Source organism: Streptomyces viridochromogenes DSM 40736 (assembly GCF_000158955.1).
Classification (GTDB): domain Bacteria; phylum Actinomycetota; class Actinomycetes; order Streptomycetales; family Streptomycetaceae; genus Streptomyces; species Streptomyces venetus.
Genome location: NZ_GG657757.1, coordinates 5,659,932 through 5,677,454 on the forward strand (window position 1 = coordinate 5,659,932; position 17,523 = coordinate 5,677,454).

Annotated in this window: 16 protein-coding genes and 1 pseudogene; 9 read left to right on the forward strand and 8 right to left on the reverse strand. The window is 70.9% G+C overall.

The annotated features are described in order from the left end of the window. The coding region (locus SSQG_RS25020) for an N-acyl-D-amino-acid deacylase family protein (RefSeq protein WP_003992635.1) at positions 1 to 1,586 on the reverse strand (1,586 nt) is incomplete at its 3' end. Positions 1,587 to 1,597: 11 nt separating this feature from the next. Then, positions 1,598 to 2,877, reverse strand: a pseudogene (locus tag SSQG_RS25025) (amino acid deaminase). A gap of 172 nt (positions 2,878 to 3,049) precedes the next feature. Here SSQG_RS25025 and SSQG_RS25030 point away from each other — a divergent pair. The 5 genes from SSQG_RS25030 to SSQG_RS25050 all read left to right on the forward strand — a co-directional run bounded on the left by SSQG_RS25030 (position 3,050) and on the right by SSQG_RS25050 (position 7,461). Continuing rightward, positions 3,050 to 4,084, forward strand: coding sequence for a sugar kinase (locus SSQG_RS25030; protein ID WP_039933565.1), 1,035 nt, complete (start codon positions 3,050 to 3,052; stop codon positions 4,082 to 4,084). Continuing rightward, positions 4,081 to 4,842, forward strand: coding sequence for an IclR family transcriptional regulator (locus SSQG_RS25035; RefSeq protein ID WP_003992638.1), 762 nt, complete (start codon positions 4,081 to 4,083; stop codon positions 4,840 to 4,842). Before SSQG_RS25030 ends, SSQG_RS25035 begins: the two co-directional genes overlap by 4 nt. After that, positions 4,839 to 5,249 (forward strand): RidA family protein, encoded by a 411-nt coding sequence (locus SSQG_RS25040; RefSeq protein ID WP_003992639.1) that lies wholly within the window; start codon positions 4,839 to 4,841, stop codon positions 5,247 to 5,249. Before SSQG_RS25035 ends, SSQG_RS25040 begins: the two co-directional genes overlap by 4 nt. Positions 5,250 to 5,354: 105 nt before the next feature. Next, the gene (locus SSQG_RS25045; RefSeq protein WP_003992640.1) at positions 5,355 to 6,833 is read left to right on the forward strand and encodes a GntP family permease; all 1,479 of its coding nucleotides are present in this window, start codon (positions 5,355 to 5,357) and stop codon (positions 6,831 to 6,833) included. 85 nt (positions 6,834 to 6,918) lie between these two features. Further along, entirely contained in the window at positions 6,919 to 7,461 is a 543-nt protein-coding gene (locus SSQG_RS25050; protein ID WP_039933566.1) for a hypothetical protein, read from the forward strand. On the opposite strand, the gene SSQG_RS25055 is transcribed toward SSQG_RS25050, so the two are convergent. Then, the gene (locus tag SSQG_RS25055) at positions 7,458 to 8,810 is read right to left on the reverse strand and encodes a M14 family metallopeptidase (protein ID WP_003992642.1); all 1,353 of its coding nucleotides are present in this window, start codon (positions 8,808 to 8,810) and stop codon (positions 7,458 to 7,460) included. The two genes, SSQG_RS25050 and SSQG_RS25055, sit on opposite strands and share 4 nt — an antisense overlap. 273 nt (positions 8,811 to 9,083) lie before the next feature. Here SSQG_RS25055 and SSQG_RS42205 point away from each other — a divergent pair, with 273 nt between their 5' ends. The 4 genes from SSQG_RS42205 to SSQG_RS25075 all read left to right on the forward strand — a co-directional run bounded on the left by SSQG_RS42205 (position 9,084) and on the right by SSQG_RS25075 (position 12,697). Continuing rightward, a complete protein-coding gene (locus SSQG_RS42205; protein WP_039933567.1) occupies positions 9,084 to 9,650 on the forward strand; it encodes a helix-turn-helix transcriptional regulator in 567 nt (188 codons plus the stop codon). Positions 9,651 to 9,716: 66 nt separating this feature from the next. Then, on the forward strand, positions 9,717 to 10,628 hold the full coding sequence (locus SSQG_RS25065; protein WP_003992644.1) for an MEDS domain-containing protein: 912 nt from the start codon (positions 9,717 to 9,719) through the stop codon (positions 10,626 to 10,628). A gap of 297 nt (positions 10,629 to 10,925) precedes the next feature. Further along, positions 10,926 to 12,242 carry an Nramp family divalent metal transporter gene (locus tag SSQG_RS25070; RefSeq protein WP_039933568.1) on the forward strand — a complete coding sequence of 439 codons (1,317 nt, stop codon included), beginning with the start codon at positions 10,926 to 10,928 and terminating at the stop codon, positions 12,240 to 12,242. A gap of 17 nt (positions 12,243 to 12,259) precedes the next feature. After that, entirely contained in the window at positions 12,260 to 12,697 is a 438-nt protein-coding gene (locus SSQG_RS25075) for a hypothetical protein (protein ID WP_039933569.1), read from the forward strand. A gap of 12 nt (positions 12,698 to 12,709) precedes the next feature. Here SSQG_RS25075 and SSQG_RS25080 read toward each other — a convergent pair whose 3' ends face one another. From SSQG_RS25080 to SSQG_RS25100, 5 genes are read right to left on the reverse strand one after another with little or no spacing between them, the layout of a single operon-like run. Next, on the reverse strand, positions 12,710 to 14,398 hold the full coding sequence (locus SSQG_RS25080; protein WP_039933571.1) for a chitinase: 1,689 nt from the start codon (positions 14,396 to 14,398) through the stop codon (positions 12,710 to 12,712). A gap of 31 nt (positions 14,399 to 14,429) precedes the next feature. Then, positions 14,430 to 14,819: a hypothetical protein gene (locus SSQG_RS25085; protein WP_039933572.1), complete on the reverse strand. Its 390-nt coding sequence runs from the start codon at positions 14,817 to 14,819 to the stop codon at positions 14,430 to 14,432. After that, positions 14,816 to 15,250 (reverse strand): DUF3592 domain-containing protein, encoded by a 435-nt coding sequence (locus SSQG_RS25090; RefSeq protein ID WP_003992649.1) that lies wholly within the window; start codon positions 15,248 to 15,250, stop codon positions 14,816 to 14,818. The genes SSQG_RS25085 and SSQG_RS25090 overlap by 4 nt, the downstream gene beginning before the upstream one ends. 2 nt (positions 15,251 to 15,252) lie before the next feature. Then, positions 15,253 to 15,813 (reverse strand): hypothetical protein, encoded by a 561-nt coding sequence (locus SSQG_RS25095; protein WP_039933574.1) that lies wholly within the window; start codon positions 15,811 to 15,813, stop codon positions 15,253 to 15,255. A 20-nt stretch (positions 15,814 to 15,833) separates the two neighbouring features. Continuing rightward, positions 15,834 to 17,393, reverse strand: a complete 1,560-nt coding sequence (locus tag SSQG_RS25100; RefSeq protein WP_039933576.1) for a hypothetical protein — start codon at positions 17,391 to 17,393, stop codon at positions 15,834 to 15,836. Between the last annotated feature and the right edge of the window lie 130 nt (positions 17,394 to 17,523).

Consider the following 17,523-nt stretch of genomic DNA (forward strand, 5'->3'; position numbering starts at 1 on the left):
CGGCCCGCCAGGGCGTCCGTGCGCCGGCCGTCCTCGATCACGAACCGCCCGCCGACCAGCACATGGGGAATTCCCGTCGGGAGCACCCGCGGCTCGGCGAAACTCGACCCCGCAGCGACCGTCGCCGGGTCGAAGAGCACCAGGTCGGCCACGTATCCCTCGCGGACCAGGCCCCGGTCCGGCAGCCGGAGGCGGGCCGCCGGGCGCGAGGTGAGGTGCGCGACGCACTCCTCCAGCGACATCACCCCCAACTCCCGCACGTAGTGCCCGAGGTAGTGCGGGAACGTGCCGTAGGCCCGCGGGTGCGGCTTCGCGCCCTGGAGGATGCCGTCCGAGCCGCCGGTGTGCACCCGGTGGCGCATGATCGCCCGGACGTTCTCCTCGTGGCCGACGTGCTGGAGGATCGTCGGGGCCAGCCGGTCGGCCAGCAGCAGCCCACGCGCCGTCACCCAGGGGGCCTCGCCCCGCGCGTCCGCCGACTCCTGGACCGTCCGGCCGACGAACTCCGCCAGGGCCGGGTCACCCACCCCCGAGATCTCGATCGTGTCCCACTCGATGGGCACGCCGTGGCAGCCGTCCGAACCGGTGACCTCCAGGTCGTGGCGGACGCGTGCCGCCGTCTCCTCGTCCGCCAGCCGCTTGAGGGCCTGCTCCGGGCCGCCCTCGTTGGCCCAGCTCGGCAGCATCGCCGCGAGCGTGGTGCAGCCGGGCGTGTAGGGGTAGGTGTCGAGGGTGATGTCGGCCCCGGCCGCCAGCGCCTCGTCCAGCAGGGACAGCAGCTCCGGCGCCCGGCCCTTGTTCACGCCGAAGTTCATGGTGGCGTGGGCGAGATGCAGGGAGCAGCCCGCCTCCCGGGTCAGGGCGACCATCTCCTCGTACGCCTCCAGGGCGCCGGCGCCGTAGGAGCGGTGGTGGGGGCAGTAGTAGCCGCCGTACGACGCCACCACCCGGCACAGCTCGGTCAGTTCGGCGTCCTTCGCGTACATGCCGGGCGTGTACGTCAGCCCCGACGACATGCCGACGGCGCCCTGCTCCATGCCCTCGGCGACCAACTGCCGCATCCGGTCCAGCTCTTCGGGCGTGGCCTCGCGGTCCTCCCAGCCGACGGCGAGCGCGCGGACCGTGCCCTGCGGGATCAGATACGCGGCGTTGACCGCGATGCCCCGGTCGAGCCGGTCCAGGTACTCGCCCACCGTCCGCCAGTCGAAGTCGATGTCGTCCCCGGAGCCGTTCCACCCGGCGATCGCGCGCCGCACCTCGCCGAGCGTGCGGTCGTCGACCGGCGCGTACGACAGCCCGTCCTGCCCGATGACCTCCAGCGTGACGCCCTGCGCGGCCTTGGCGCTGTGGTCGGGGTCGCGCAGCAGGGCCAGGTCGCTGTGGGCGTGCATGTCGACGAAGCCGGGGGAGAGGACGAGCCCCTCGGCGTCCACCTCCCGGCGCGCCTTGGGGCGCTGGCAGCCGGCCGCGGACGCCTCCTTGACGATTCCCACGATCCGGCCGCCGTCGACCACGACATCGGCCCGGTAGGAGTCCGCGCCGGAGCCGTCCACGACGTCGGCGTCCCGGATGACGAGCTCTTCCATGCCGCGGCCTCCTAGAAGTAGGTACGCACGTAGTCGACGACCGTGCCGTCCGCCTCCGCGACCGGGATCAGCGGCCACTTGTCGAACGACGTGCACGGATGGGACAGACCGAGACCGACCCAGTCGCCGACCTCCAGATCCGCCTCCGGCGTGGTGCGCAGCCAGGCGTGCTGGTCGGACAGGGCCGTCACCGACACGCCGGTCGCCGGGCGCTCGGCACCGTCCCGGCGGACCACCTGCGCGAACGGCAGGTCGAGGTCGTAGGCCGCGTCCCGCTTGCCCGCGTTGACGAAGGCCTGCTCCGCCGTCGGCCGGGACACCACCTGCGTCCACAGCCGGAACGCCGGCTCCAGAGCGCCCTCCTCGGGCACCCGGTTGAACGGGGTCAGCTTCCGGTAGTGGCCGTCGTCGTGCGAGACGTAGGCGCCCAGAGCGCGAGCAGCTTCAGCACCGGCAAGGAGAGCGCGGAGATCTCCGCGAAGACGTCGGCGACCGCGTCGAACCAGGCGCTGCCGCCCGCGCTGACGACGATCTCGTCCAGGCCGGCGAAGCGCCCCGCCTTGTCGAAGTCGGCGGCGAGCGCGACCAGCCGCCGCAGCCACGCCGTCACCCGCTCGGGGTCTGCCTGCGGCACCTCGCCCTCGTAGCCCGCCACGCCGACCAGCCTGAGGCTCCGGGCGCCCGCCACCGCGTCCGCGACCGCCGCGCACTCCGCCTCCGTACGGACCCCGGTACGGGCCCCCTCGCCGGCGGCGAGTTCGACGACCACGTCCACGGGGCGCGAGGCGTCACCCAGGGCCGCGTCCATCAACTCCACCCCGCGCACGGAGTCGACGTAGCAGACGAAGGAGAAGTCCGGGTCGGCGTCGAGCTCCGCGGAGACCCAGCGCAGCGCCGCCGGGTCGACCAGCTCGTTGGCGAGGAAAACGCGCCGGATCCCGAACGCCCGGGCCACCCGCACCTGGTGCGGCACCGCCAGCGTGATGCCCCACGCCCCGTGCTCGATCTGCCGGTGGAACAGCTGGGGCGCCATGGAGGTCTTGCCGTGCGGCGCGAAGGCCAGACCGTGCCGGTCCGCGTACACCTCCATGAGCTTCAGGTTGTGCTCCAGCCGCTCGGCGGACAGCGCGAGCACGGGCGTGGCGAAGCCGCCGGTGAAGAGGTTGCGGCGCTGGGCCGCCAGCTCGCCCACGGTCAGGCCGTCGGCGTCCGGCGGGAGGCCCTTGAAGCGGTGGTCGACGCGCTCTGCGGCGAGCCGGGCGAGGGACTCGGCGGCGGTGTCGGCTGTCATGGAGCCTCCCTGATCAGCAGTGTTGCAATTCTTGCAACACTCATTGCGTATATCGCTCAACGCTGTCTAACATCTCGGCCACCCGCGGTCAATGAAACCGCCACCGACCGGCACGACGACCCGACACGGCGACCCGACACGACGACCGACCCCACGAGGAGCTACGAGCATCGTGACCCCCACCGGACCCTGCAACGCCCCCGACGTCGTGGACGTCGTCGCGCTCGGCGAGTCCATGGTCACGTTCCTGCCCTCCCGGCCGGGCCGCCTCGCCGACGTCCCCTCCTTCGACCGGGGCATCGGAGGCGCGGAGTCCAACGTGGCGTGCGTGCTGGCCGCCGCCGGACACTCCGTGCGGTGGATCAGCCGGGTGGGGGACGACGCGTTCGGCGATCACCTGGTGAAGGCGATCGGCGGGTACGGGGTCGACGTGGCCCACGTCCGCCGCGACCCCGACCGGCCCACGGGCATCTACTTCCGCACCGCGGGCGACCGGGCCACCGACGCCCATGAGGTGGCCTACTACCGGGCCGGTTCGGCGGCCTCCGCGATGAGCGTGACGGACCCCGACCCGGCGGCGGTGCGCGCCGGGCGCGTGCTGCACCTGTCCGGCATCACGCCCGCGCTCTCCGCGTCCTGCCTGGACCTGATGCGCGAGCTGACCACCCGACGCCCCGGCCGCCCCCTGGTCTCCTTCGACGTCAACCACCGGCCCGGCCTCTGGCGCGACACGGACGCCCCCCGGGTGGTGCGGGACCTCGCCCGGGGCGCCGACCTCGTGTTCGTCGGGGAGGACGAGGCCTGGGGCCTGCACAGCCCGGAGGCCGTCCGCGCCGCCCTCCCCGAACCCGAGGTGCTGGTCGTCAAGCAGGGCGCCGCCGGAGCCACCGTCTTCGAGAAGCAGGATGTCACCTTCGTGCCCGCGCCCCGCGTCGACGTCGTCGCCGCCGTCGGAGCCGGGGACGCCTTCGCCGCCGGGTTCCTCTCCGCCACCCTGCGCGGACTGCCCGTGCGGGACCGGCTGCGGCACGGGCACCTGATGGCCGCCGCCGCCCTCACCGTGCCCGGCGACCTCGCGACCCCGCCCGCCCGGCAGCACGCCGACCGGCTCGTCGCCCTGGACGACGCGGCATGGGGGAGACTGCGACTCGGCCCCGGCTGGACCGAGGACCCCCAGCGGGCCGACGAGGAGGTACGTACGCCATGAGCCAGACCGTCGACCGCGCGCTCAGCATCCTGCCGCTGCTCGCCGAGGGGCCCGCCGACCTGGGGCAGGTCGCCGACCGTCTCGGCGTGCACAAGTCCACGGCCCTGCGCCTGCTGCGCACCCTCCACGAGCACGGCCTGGTCTACCGCCAGTCCGACCAGCGCTACCGCCTCGGCGCCCGCCTCTTCGCGCTCGCCCAGGAGGCGATGGAGAACCTCGACGTCCGCGAGATCGCCCACCCCCACCTGGTCCGCCTCAACGAGAACTGCGGCCACACCGTGCACCTCGCCGTGTACGAGGAGAACGAGGTCCTCTACATCGACAAGGTCGAGAGCCGCTACCCCGTGCGGATGTACTCCCGCATCGGCAAACCCGTCGCCATCACCGTCGCCGCGGTCGCGAAGCTGCTGCTGGCCGACCTGCCCGAGCACGAGCGGCGGGCGGTCGCCGAGAAGCTCGACTACCCCAGTTACACGGCCCGTTCGACACCCAACGCCGCGGCGTTCCTGCGCGAGCTGGAGAAGGTGCGCGAACAGGGCTGGGCCACCGACCTCGGCGGCCACGAGGAGTCCATCAACTGCGTCGCGGCGCCCATCCGCGGCGCCGACGGCCGGATCGTCGCCGCGATGTCGGTCTCCGCGCCGAACGTCGTCGTCACCGCGGACGAACTCCTCACCCTCCTGCCGCTGGTGCGCCGTACGGCGGACGCCATCAGCGGGGAGTACTCCGGCAGAACACCAGTGAAGGGCACCGTATGACGGACAAGATCGCACTCACCCCCAAGACCCACACCACCCCGCCGGCGAAGTTCTCGCACGGGGTGCGGAAGGGCAACATCCTCCAGGTCGCCGGCCAGGTCGGCTTCCTGCCCGCCGAGGAGGGCAAGCCCCCCACGCCCGCCGGGCCGACCCTGCGCGAGCAGACCCTGCAGACCCTGGCCAACGTCAAGGCCATCCTGGAGGAGGGCGGCGCCGGCTGGGACGACGTGATGATGATCCGCGTCTACCTCACCGACGTCGACCACTTCGCCGAGATGAACGCGATCTACAACGCGTACTTCGAGGAGCAGGGCCTGACCCAGCCGCCCGCCGCGCGCACCACGGTCTACGTGGGCCTGCCCGCGGGTCTCCTCATCGAGATCGACGCGCTGGCCGTCCTCGGCTGACACCCCCGCGACTCCCGCACGCCCGTGAGGTGCGGCGCCATCGATGCGCCGCGCCGCGCTCCCCCCTACCCAGAAGCTGCATGCATTTACGTAGAGGACCCCCGAATGTCCCTTTCGCTCGCCGCGTCGGCCCCCGCCGAGACCCCACCCCACACCGGAGGCCTGCTCCTCCTCGTCGACGGCACGGCCGGACTGCTGCTCACCGCGGCGCTCGGCATCGTGCTGCTCCTGTTCCTCATCATCAAGATGAGACTCCAGCCGTTCGTCGCCCTGCTCGCGGTCTCCATAGCCGTCGGCCTCGCGGCCGGCCTGTCCGTCACCGAACTCTTCGGCACGGTCCAGAAGTCGGACGCCGTCTCCACGATCGAGTCCGGCATGGGCGGCATCCTCGGCCATGTCGCGATCATCATCGGCCTGGGCACCATGCTCGGCGCCATCCTCGAAGTCAGTGGCGGCGCGGAGGTGCTGGCAGGCCGTCTGCTCGGCATGTTCGGCGAGAAGCGCGCCCCGCTCGCCATGGGCCTCACCGGCCTGATCTTCGGTATCCCGGTCTTCTTCGACGTCGGCATCTTCGTCCTGGCACCGATCGTCTACGCCGCCGCCAAGCGCTCCGGCAAGTCGATCCTGCTCTACTGCCTGCCCCTGCTCGCGGGCCTCTCCGTCACCCACGCCTTCCTGCCTCCGCACCCCGGCCCGGTGGCCGCCGCCGGTCTCCTCCACGTCGACCTCGGCTGGGTCATCCTCATGGGCATCGTCTGCGGTCTGCCGGCCGTGCTGGCCGCGTGGGCGTACTCGGCGTGGATCGGCCGCCGCATCTTCGTCGCCGTGCCGCAGGACATGGTCGAGGCGGCGGACGAGGCCAAGCAGGCCGTCATCGACGAGCAGCGGGCCGCCGGGGTGGCGCCGCGCGAGCAGCCGGTGTCCCTGTCGACGGTCCTCGCCATCATCGGCACGCCGCTGGTCCTCATCCTCGCCGCGACGTTCTCCTCGATCGCCCTGGACCCGTCCACCCTCCGCTCGGTGATCGAGTTCTTCGGCAACCCCTTCGTGGCGCTCACGATCGCCCTGTTCCTCGCGTACTACCTGCTCGGCATCCGGCGCGGCTGGTCCCGCAAGTCGCTGGAGACGGTGTCCACGGCGTCCCTGAAGCCGGTCGGCAACATCCTGCTCGTGGTCGGCGCGGGCGGCATCTTCGGCGCCGTCCTCAAGGCCAGCGGCGTCGCCCAGGCCCTCTCCGACACGTTCAACGACGTGGGTCTGCCGGTGATCGTCCTCTCCTACCTGATCTCCGTGGTCCTGCGCGTGGCCCAGGGCTCGGCGACGGTGGCGATCGTGACGACGGCGGGCATCGTGGCGCCGCTGCTGTCCGAGGGCGACCACTCCCAGGCCTTCGTGGCCCTGGTCATCATGTCCATCTCGGCCGGCTCCATCTTCGCCTCGCACGTCAACGACGGCGGCTTCTGGATGGTGGCCAAGTACTTCGGCATCAGCGAGCGGGACACCCTCAAGTCGTGGACGGTGCTGGAGAGTGTGCTGTCGGTGGCGGGGTTCGTGGTGGCGGCGGTGCTGAGCTTGTTCGTGTAGACGCCCGTCGGTCCGTGTAGGCGTCTGATAACGATGCAGGGGCTGGCTGTGTGTGACACAGGTTTGTCGACCATACTGCTCCGCTGTGGAGCAGCGCATAGGTTCGAGCAGCCAGCCCCTGGAAGGCGCCGGATTCGACCCGGCCTTCATCCCCGGGCTCACGTCACCCGCGTCCGCGAAGAAGACGGGGGAGGACGGGCCGGAGAAGGAGCCTGAGGTCGCGGACGCGGTGGACGTCGAGGACGTCGAGAAGGCCGAGGAGGTCGAGAAGGCCGAGGAGGCAGAGGAGGCCGACGAAGAGGAGCGGACCGCCCCGGAGTCCGAAGAGGACGCCGTGCCGGACGGGCCCGTCTTCGAGGCGTCCGACCGCCGCGCGAGAATAGTCGCCGACCACAGAGGCGTCCGGCTCGTCCTGGACGACCAGGAGTGCGAGTTCCGCTGGGACGAGATCGGCGCGGTCGAGACGGAGACCGCCCGCTTCGGCAAGCGCTACACCGTCACCGTCCACACCCCTGACCGGCGTTGGTACCCGATCGAGATCGAGGCGCCGGCCAGGAGCCGTTTCACGGAGTGGGACAGTGAGCTGGACGCGGTGCTGGACGCCTACTTCGAGGAAGACGCCGACTAGCCGCAGTACTGGCTCTCCTTGCCGATCGACCGGTACATGCAGTCGGCGTTCTCCAGCAACTGCAGCACCGCGTCCCGGTTACGGGAGGTCTCCCGCTCGATCACCTCGTCGGGCGGGTAGAACCCCCCACCCCCGGACCGCGGATACATCTCGAAGGTGTACGCGAAGATCTTGTGCGCACCCCAGAGGTAGTCGTCGATCGACCCGTCCGTGATGTACAGGTCGCTGGACTGCTCCGGCGTGTACCCGTTGCTCGCCGCCATCTTCTGCCCGACCGCCTTGAACGCCGCGTTGTCGTCCGCGGTCATCCCGGTCGTCGTGTCGGAGTAGGTGTAGCCGAACGGCCACAGCACCAGCTCGCTGTACGTGTGGAAGTCGACGCCGGCCTTGATCTGCTGCTTGCCGCCGACGACCCGGCCACGCACGAAGTCGGCCACGACCTTCACCTCGGGCGCGGACTCGGCGGACGACCCGCGGTACGTCTCGGAGGACGTCGAGCCCGAGGAGCCGCCGCAGCAGCCCCAGCGGTAGTCCCAGTTGCGGTTCAGGTCCGTACCGACGTACGAGGAACCCGAGTTGGGCTGGCGGTTCTTGCGCCACGAGCGGTACGACCCGGTGGCGATGTCGTACTCCCCGCCGTCCGGATTGACGTCCGGGACGATCCAGATCTCGCGGTTGTTCACCATGCTGGTGACGCGCGAGTCGGAACCGTAGCCGGAGGTCAGCTCGCGCAGCAGGTAGAGCGCCATCTCGACGGTGAGGTGCTCACGGGCGTGCTGGTGGTGGGTGAACAGCACCTCCGGCTCGGACTCGTCGGTACCGACGTTGTCGCTGATCTTGACGGCGACGATGTTCCGGCCCTGGTACGACGTGCCGATCACGCGCTGGCTCGCGATGGACGGGTTGGCCGCGACGATCGAGTTGATCTCGCTCGTCATCTCCGCGTAGTTGTGGTACCGCGAGTCGGCGGACGGGAAGTCGAACAGCCGGACGTCGCCCCTTCCGGCGGACCGGTCGGGGACCGCGCCGAGCGCGGTGACCTCGTAGCCCTGGGCGCGGAGCTTCTTGATCTGGTCCGCGCGGCCGGAGACGACGACCCCGTGAGCGTGCACCTCGTCCACCGTCACGCCGGTGCGCTGAAGTGCCGTGCGGTCGGCGGCCGTCGAGTGCAGATGGACCTCGTACTGCCGGACGTCGTCGGCTGAGACGGCCGCCTTGGGCGCGCTGTCGGCGGTGGCGTCGGTCGTCGTCGAGTACAGGGGCGCCGCGAGGGCGAGGGCGAGAAGCGCGGCGAGGGCCGCGGTGCGTCTGCCGGTGCGGGCACCGGCGCCTCGTGTGCGAAGTCGCATGAAATCTCCTTGTGGGAGGTGGGGTGGTTCCGTGCGACGTGCTGGTGCGGGTGGCGCATATCGTTCTGCTAATGGCATGAGCAGGTCAAGACTGAAAGTGGCCGCGCAGTGTACGCGTGCGACGCCGCGGTCGAGGTGTCCCGAGGGAAGTACACCCACGGGTGTGACGCGCGCGTGCATACATGTACGCGGCGGGACAGAGTGAGGATTCGCGCAAGGGGAGCCGGACTGTCCGGACCCCCGGACCACACCCCTCCAGAGGACTGGCTGATCATGGGCGGATCAGCGCCACCACGGGACCATCAACTGCCGGTCGAGACGACCAGCTTCGTCGACCGGCGTGGCGAACTGAACGAGGGCCGCCAGCTGTTGGCTGGCACACGGCTGGTGACGCTGACCGGGCCGGGCGGCGTCGGCGAGACCCGGCTCGCCGCGCGTATCGCGGCCCGTGTGCGGAGGGCGTTCCCGGACGGCGTGCGCTTCGTGCACCTGTCCGGGCTGCACGACCCGGCACTCGTCCCCCTCGCCGCCGACACGCTCGGGCTGCACGACCACTCCGCCCAGCCGCCGCTGCACGCCCTCGTCGCCCAGGCGCTCCAGGAACCGGCCCGTCCCCGCACCCAGGCGCCCGAGGCCCCGTACCTGGACACCACGGTCCGCCTCACCCGCCGCGAGACCGAGGTGGCCCGGCTCGTCGCCGAAGGGCTCGGAAACCAGCGGATCGCCGACCGTCTGGTGATCGCCCGCCGCACCGCCGAAGGCCACGTCGAACGCATCCTCAGCAAGCTCGGCTTCAGCAACCGCAGCCAGATCGCCGCCTGGGTGACGGCACAGCGCTGATCCGCCCCCACCACAGACCGGCGAAACCACAGACCAGGGGAACCGCCCACATCCCGAGGGGACCGTATGACCACCCGACAACCCGCCACGCCCGCCGCGTTCGACCACCGCATGGCCGTCTTCGACTCCGACGAGGCCTTCGTGGCCGCCGCCCTGCCCTTCCTCGGCGAAGGCCTCGCCGCACCCGGCGAACCACCACCCGTCGCCATCGCCGACCCCCGCAACCTGGACCTCCTGCGCGACGCCCTCGGCAGCGACGCGAAGGACGTCGTCCACGTCCCGCACACCGACTGGTACACCGGCTCCGCCGCCAACGCCGTCGCCCGGGCCGCCACCTACCTCACCGGTAACGCGGGCCCGGGCGGCCGCATCCACCTGCTCATGGAGCCCGTCTGGAGCGGCCGCGCCGGCCGCTCGGCCCGCGAGACCACCGAGTGGATCCGCTACGAGTCCCTCGCCAACCTCCTCTTCGCCCCCATGGCCACCATCGCCCTGTGCGCCTACGACACCCGCACGGCGGGGCCCGCCGTCGTCGCCGCGGCGCGCCGCGCCCACCCCGACACGGACGTGTACGAGGACCCGGTACGCCTCACGGCCGAACTCGACGCCGTACCCCTCCCCTTGCCCCCGGCCGGCGCGCAGCCCCTCGCCGGACCCCACGCCGCCGCCGTGCAGACCTGGGCGGAGGGCCGGGGACTGGCCGCCGCCGACGCCGAGCTGTTCGCCACGGCCGTCGCCGAAGCGGCCGCCGCCCTGGCGCCCCTGGACGGCACCGCCCTGCTCTGGGGCGAGGCGCCCGCCTGCGTCTGCGAACTGCGCTCGGCCCGCCCGATCGGCGACCCGCTCGCCGGGTTCGTCCCACCCCAGTCCTGCGGCCAGGAGCCCGGGCCGGGCCTGTGGTACGCCCGCCAGGTCTGCGCCTACGTCGACATCCGCGACGACACCGAGGGCTCCACGGTCCGTCTCCAGTACGCGTGACGCTGAGCGCGGTGAGGTGGCGGACGTGGCCGAACCGCTCGTGGGCGAACTGGCCACCGACGCCCTGCTGCACGGCGGCAGCCGCTTCCGCCTCACCCTGTTCGCCGCGCACGGCGGCTGTGGTCGGCGACAGCCGTGACGCTCCGCTGGGTGGGCCTTGGCGGTGCCGTTGGTGCCGCCTTGGCCCGTCTCCGGGGTGCGGGTTCGTTGTGGTTGGTCGCGCAGTTCCCCGCGCCCCTAGGGTGATTACGCCGCGCCCTCTTGTAGGTCCGGGTACATTGCGGTTTCTTGACCTTCATGGCGGACACCACGGGAAACTCCACGGACCACAAGGCCGCGCACGTACCTCAGCCGCGCAAGGCCAGTTGGAAGTACATCGGGCCCGGCATCGTCGTCGCCGCGACCGGGGTCGGGGCCGGTGACCTGGTCGCCACGCTGATCGCGGGCAGCAACTTCGGCTACACCCTCCTGTGGGCCGCGATCATCGGCTGTCTGGTCAAGATCTCCCTCGCCGAGGCGGCGGGCCGCTGGCACCTGTCCACGGGGCGCACCCTGTTCGACGGCTGGGCGAGCCTCGGCCGCTGGACCACCTGGTTCTTCGCCGTGTACGTGGTCGTGTGGGGCTTCGTCTACGGCGCTGCGGCGATGTCGTCGAGCGCGCTGCCGCTGCAGGCGCTGTTCCCGGACGTGATGGACCTGAAGTGGTGGGGCATCGCCTGCGGTCTGGTCGGTCTGGTCTTCGTCTGGTTCAACAAGTACGCGGTGTTCGAGAAGGTCATGACGGTCCTGGTGGGCGTCATGTTCGTGGTGACGGTGTACCTGGCGATCCGGGTCACCCCGAACCTCGCCGACGCCTTCGCGGGGCTCCTCCCGGTGCTGCCCGACGAGAAGGACTCGATCCTCAACACCCTGGGCCTGATCGGCGGCGTCGGCGGCACGATCACACTCGCGGCGTACGGCTACTGGGTCAACGCCAAGGGCTGGACCGACACCGGCTGGATGAAGGTCATGCGCCTCGACAACCGCGTCGCCTACATCACGACGGGCATCTTCGTCATCGCCATGCTCTTCGTCGGCGCGGAGATGCTGCACTCCGCGAACGTCGCGATCGCGAGCGGCGACAAGGGCCTGGTCCAGCTGAGCGACATCCTGGAGAAGGAGTACGGCGCGGCCACGGCGAAGTTCTTCCTGGTCGGCTTCTTCGCCACGTCCTTCACCTCGCTGATCGGCGTCTGGCACGGAGTGAGCCTGATGTTCGCCGACTTCGTGGCCCGGCTGTCCGGCGCGGGGCAGGCCAAGGGCGAGGAGGTCGCCTCGGGGACCCGTGAACGCTCCTGGCCCTTCCGTGCCTACCTGCTCTGGCTGACCTTCCCGCCGATGATCCTGCTCTTCGAGGGCCAGCCCTTCCGCCTGGTCATCATCTACGGCGTCCTCGGCGCGGCCTTCATGCCGTTCCTCGCCGCCACCCTGATCTGGCTCCTGAACTCCTCCCGTACGCCACGCGAGTGGCGTAACGGACCGGTGAGCAACGCCATGCTCGGCATCGCCGGCCTGCTGTTCCTGGTCCTGTGCGTGAAGCAGATCTGGGACCAGCCGTGGGGGGACTTCTTCTAGCCAGGGAGAATCGACGGATGACCGAGCAGCCACCTCCACCTCCCGGCCCCGGCTTCGGCCCGCCCCCGCCGCAGTACGCTCCCGCACCGCCACCGCAGTACGCTCCCGCACCGCCACCGCACGCTCCCGCACCGCCTCCGTACGGCCAGGCCCTGCCCCAGCAACCGGCACCGGCCGGCCCGGACTTCCTCGCCGTCGACAAACGCAACGCGGTGGTCGTCGACGCGTCCGGCGTCGCCTTCGAGTCGTCCGGACTCTCGATCGAGTTCCGCTGGCCCGAGATTCGCAGTGTCCACTACCGGGCGAGCCCCAACGGCAAGGCGCTGATGGTCGCGGTGATCCACATGGACGGCCGGTTCTTCGAGTGCGTGGTGGAGGCCAAGCCCAGGTCGCGGCTCCAGGAGTGGTTCCCGCAGCTGGCCTGGGTCCTTGGCCACTACCGTCCGATGGGGTGAGGTCGCCGGGTCCTACGGCAGCCCGTGCACATGCGGTCCCACCGCGCCGGACCACGCGTTGCCCGCCGTCGCGTCCCAGTTCGTCGACCAGGTCATGGCGCCCCGCAGGCCGGGATAGGTCCTGGGCGGCTTGAACGAACCGCAGTTCGTGCCCTTGGCCAGGCAGTCCAGGGCGTTGTTCACGACCGACGGTGACACATAACCACTCCCCGCGCCCCGGGTCGAGGCGGGCAGACCCAGGCCGACCTGGGACGGGGCGAGGCTGCCCTCCAGCTGGATGCAGGCCAGGGCGGTCAGGAAGTCCACCGAGCCCTGGCTGTACACCTTGCCGTCGCAGCCCAGCATGGAACCGCTGTTGTAGTACTGCATGTTGACGACCGTGAGGATGTCCTTGATGTTCAGGGCCGTCTGGAAGTAGGCGTTCGACGTCGACTGCATGTCGATCGTCTGCGGTGCCATCGTGATGACCAGCGACGAGCCCGCCTTCGACGACAGCGACCGCAGGGCCTGCGTCATGTAGGTCGCGTTCAGCCCGTTCTCCAGGTCGATGTCGACGCCGTCGAAGCCGTACGTCTGCATCAGGGAGTACACGGAGTTCGCGAAGTTCGTCGCCGAGGCCGCGTCGTTCACCGTGACCGCGCCGCGCTCACCGCCGACCGAGACGACGACCTTCTTCCCGGCGGCCTGCTTGGCCCTGATGTCGGCCTTGAACTGGTCGACGGTGTAGCCGCCGAGCCCGGCCGAGTCCAGGGTGAAGGTGACGGCGCCCGGCGTCGAGGTGGCGTCCGCGAAGGCGACGGCGATGATGTCGTACTGGGACTGGACGTCGGCGAGCTTCTGGACCGTGGCGCCGTTGTCGAAGTTCTGCCAGTAGCCGGTCACCGCGTGCTTGGGCAGGGCGGGGCCCGGGCCGCTCGGCGTCTTCGTCGTCCCCGTCACCGCCGGCGACTTCGGCGACTCACCGGCCCCGTTCGTCGCCGTCACCTGGAACGAGTACGACGTCGAGGCCGCGAGCCCGGTCACCGTCGCCGAGGTGCCGGAGACCGCCGTCACCTTCGTGCCGTCGCGGTAGACGGTGTAACCCGTCGCCCCCGGCACCGTGTTCCACACCAGGGAGACCGAGGAGGACGTGGTGCCCGAGACGTTCAGGCCGCCCGGCGCGGACGGGATCGTGGGGCCCGGGTCCGTGCCCCCGCCGCCGTCGGGGCCGAACACCGACACGTCGTCCGCGTAATAGGCGGCCTGCCCGTACCAGCCGTGCGTGTACACCGTCACCGAGGTCGTCGAGGAGCCGGTGGTGAAGGTGGTCGACAACTGCTTCCAGGAGGAGGAGTCGGGCGTCCAGGTGGACACGTCCGTCGTGCCCGTGCCCGTCACGCCCAGGTAGGCGTACCCGCCCCGGACCCAGGCGCCCAGCGTGTACGTCGAGCCGGGCTTCACCCGGACCGTCTGGGCGCACCGGGCGTTGTCCTGCCCCGAGGGGGTCGCCCGCAGCGCGGCCGTGCCGGTGCGGACGGGGGAGGAGACCGTCGTGCCGCTGCCCGCCGAGCAGGTCCAGTCGCTCAGGCCCGACTCGAAGCCGGCGTTCCTGGCGTTGTTGACGTCGGCGGCCGAGGCCTGGCCGACGGTCGTGACAGTGAGGGCCAGGGCGGCCGTGACGGCACCCGACCAGAACCGCAGGGATCGTCTGTGTGGGGACATGACAAGAAAATGGTCCAGACCAAAGGGGCTGTCAAGAGGTCCAGACCAACCGGTCGAGCAGCAGTCCCACCGTGCAGCCCGCCAGCAGCACCCCCGTGGACATCCAGAACGCCGCACCCGCAAGGTCCAAAACCCCCGGCCGCAGGGAGAGCAGCAGCACCTGAGCCGCCGCCGGCACCGCGCACGCCGCCGCCACGTGCCGCGCGGGCATCTCCCGCCACGGCTCCGGATGCACCCGCGCCGCCGCCCAGGTGGCCAGCACGACGCACACCAGGTTCGGCAGATGCACCAGCGCCAGCGCGGCCCCGAACGACCCGACGCCCGCCGGGCCGACCAGCGGATCGTGGAGCAGCGTCATCTGGAAGTACTCGGTGAGGACGAGCACGACGATGCCGACGGCCCAGCAGCGGACGAACGTCATCGGTTGCCCCCGGTGATCTCGAAGTAGAGCAGGATCGCGAACCCGGCCGTGGCCATGCCGCACCCGGCGACCAGGGCCAGTGCCTGGAGCACCGGGGACCAGCTGCCCCGGCCCGCGACCGTCGCCGTGCCCGCGGGATCGCGCGGGTCGTAGGCGACGGTGACCGCGCTGCCCTCCGCCGTCGACCGGCCGGCCAGGTCCTCGAACTCGACCCGCACGCCGTCGGCCGTACGGAAGGCGAAGAAGTGCCGCCGGGCGTCGGAGCGCTGGTACGGCTCTGTCTCCACCCGGACGCACCTGCCCTCCGCCCGGGCACCGCGCCGCAGCACCCGCGTCACCGTCACGAGCCGCCGCGCGTACCTCCACGCCAGGGCGCCGAACAGCGCCACCAGCAGCGCGAGGACGACGTATCCGGCGCCCGGCACCTCCACGGCTAGTGCACCTCGACCGAGTCGATGATCCGGTCCAGGTCCCCGTCCGGCAGGGCGTCCCGCTCGGCGTCGATCCGGATCGCGAAGGTGGTGTCGTGCGAGTCCAGGCCCGCCAGGATCACGCCCTCGACGGGGGTCCCCGCTGCCGGTCCGCCGTCCTCGCCGGTCGCCTTGAAGGAGAAGTCGATGCGCTTGGCCTCGTCCGTGCCGGCCAGGTCCACGTCCTTCTGGCCCTCGACGTCGGCGCCCAGCTGAATCCCCGCCTCGGCGGCGATCGCGGCCTGCTCGGCCGAGTTCGCCTCGGTGAACCCGAGTTGCACGGTGACGACCGAGACCTTCCTCCCGCCCTCCGTGCGCACCGCGGCGGCCGCGTTGTGCTCGCCCCGCTCGGCGGCGCTCTGCTCCTCGTACCCCTTCGGGTACGACACGTCGACGCCCTTCGTCTTCAGCGTCCCCCAGCCCTCGGGCACCTCTCCCGCGCCGGAACCGGAACTCCCGCAGCCGGTCAGGGCCACGGCGGTTGTCAGCAGGGCGGCGGCCAGGCAGGCACGGCGGGTCTTCATCGGCAGGGGCTCCCGTCTCGTCAGTTCGCACAGTAGCTGTAGGGAAGATAGGAGCGACCGTCTCCGTGCGGCGCCCCCAGGAACTGGGCGTCGGTCAGGGTCTCCGCCTTCTTCTCCGTGCTGATCGTCATGCCCAGGCTGAGCCCCAGATTCAACTCGAAGCCGTACTCGGCCGCGTTCACGTCGCCCGTGTACGTCATCCGGCTGGACTTGCCCTGGTCGAACATCAGCTGTCCGAAGGGGTCGTCGGCGCCCGGGCGGGACGTCGGCGCGTGGTCGCCGAACATGTACTGGAAGGGCGTCGCGATCTGCTCGTTGCTGCTGTCCAGCCAGCGCTCCGCGACCGCCCGGTCCCGGTCGCCCGTCGGGCCCGGATCGAAGGTGAGGGTGTGGGTGACGATCTCGATGCCGGTCTGCGAGTCGGTGCCCTTCACCCCGGCGTTCCCGCCCCGCTTGTCCCCGTCCTTTCTGCCGTTGTCGCCGCCCGCCTTGGCCCCGTCCTTCTGGCCGCCCTCCTCCACGGTGCGGGTCATGTCGACGCGGACCAGCTTGCCGGTCTTCTTGTCGTAGGTGACCGTGATGGTGCCCGTCTGTGTCGTGTTGGCCGTGTACTCGCCGCTGAGCGGGCCCGCCTCGTAGCTCACCTTGGAGCCGTACTCGATGGACGAGGAGTAGGTGTACGACTTGGTGTTCTTGTAGGAGTTGTCCGTCCAGGTCACCTCGGGGGAGTACTTGAAGGAACCGCCGAGCGCGGCGCTCAGCTTCTTCTCGTCGCCCGCCGAGATCTTCAGGCCCGCCGACGCCGAGGCCTCCACGCCGACCTTGCCGTAGGTGATCTTCCGGTTGTCGCCGAGGTTCTCCTTGATGCGGTTCTGGGTGTCCTCCTCGTCCTTGAGGGGGCCCTTCCCGAAGAGGTAGGCGATGCTGTCGCCGATACTCGCCTCCGCCCCGCCGGGCATGGTGCGCCGCATCTCGTACATCTGCAGCTTCTCCACGTCGTCCCGGAACCGCTGCGCTTCCTCGGGGCTCTGGAACACCCAGGTGTCGCCGTTGGTGACCTTGATGCCGAGCCCCAGCTCCACCTTGTCCGCGCCGAACCGGCCCACCTTCATCCCCGGCTTGAAGTCCTTCTTCGCCCCGACCGAAGCGGCGTCCGTGAAGGTCAGATAGACCAGCTGGTCGTGGTCGTCGACCTTGCCGTCCCCGTTGACGTCCGTCTTCGCCTTCAGGTGCTGCTCCTGGAAGCCGTACTCCTTGCCGATCTCCCAGAAGAGGATCTTCGCCTTGGAGCCCGCCTTGTCGGTGACCGAGGAGACCTGGCACAACGCCGGCTCGAAGTCCGCGTCGGTGAGCGGCTTGTCCGGCCCCGGCCCACCCGTCCCGCAGTCGCCGCCGCCGGCGACCCGGCACACCTGCGCGGCGAGCCTGTCGTAGATCAACTGGCCGACACCGGTGGCCGAGACGGCCAGGACGATCGCCGCGCTGACGACGACCATGCCGAGGTACTCGGTGCCGGTCGCCCCCCGGTCGTCGAAGACCGCTCCGCGCCCGTACGTCCGTATGCCGCCCCCGCCCGCCATACGGCACCCCTCCACACCCGTCCGCGTGTCTTTTCGGACGGCGAGCGTAGGTACGCGACGCCGCGTCAGGCGTGGGCCTCAGGACCCAAACGAAGGCCCACCGTCACCACTGGGCCCGCTGGGCCCACCG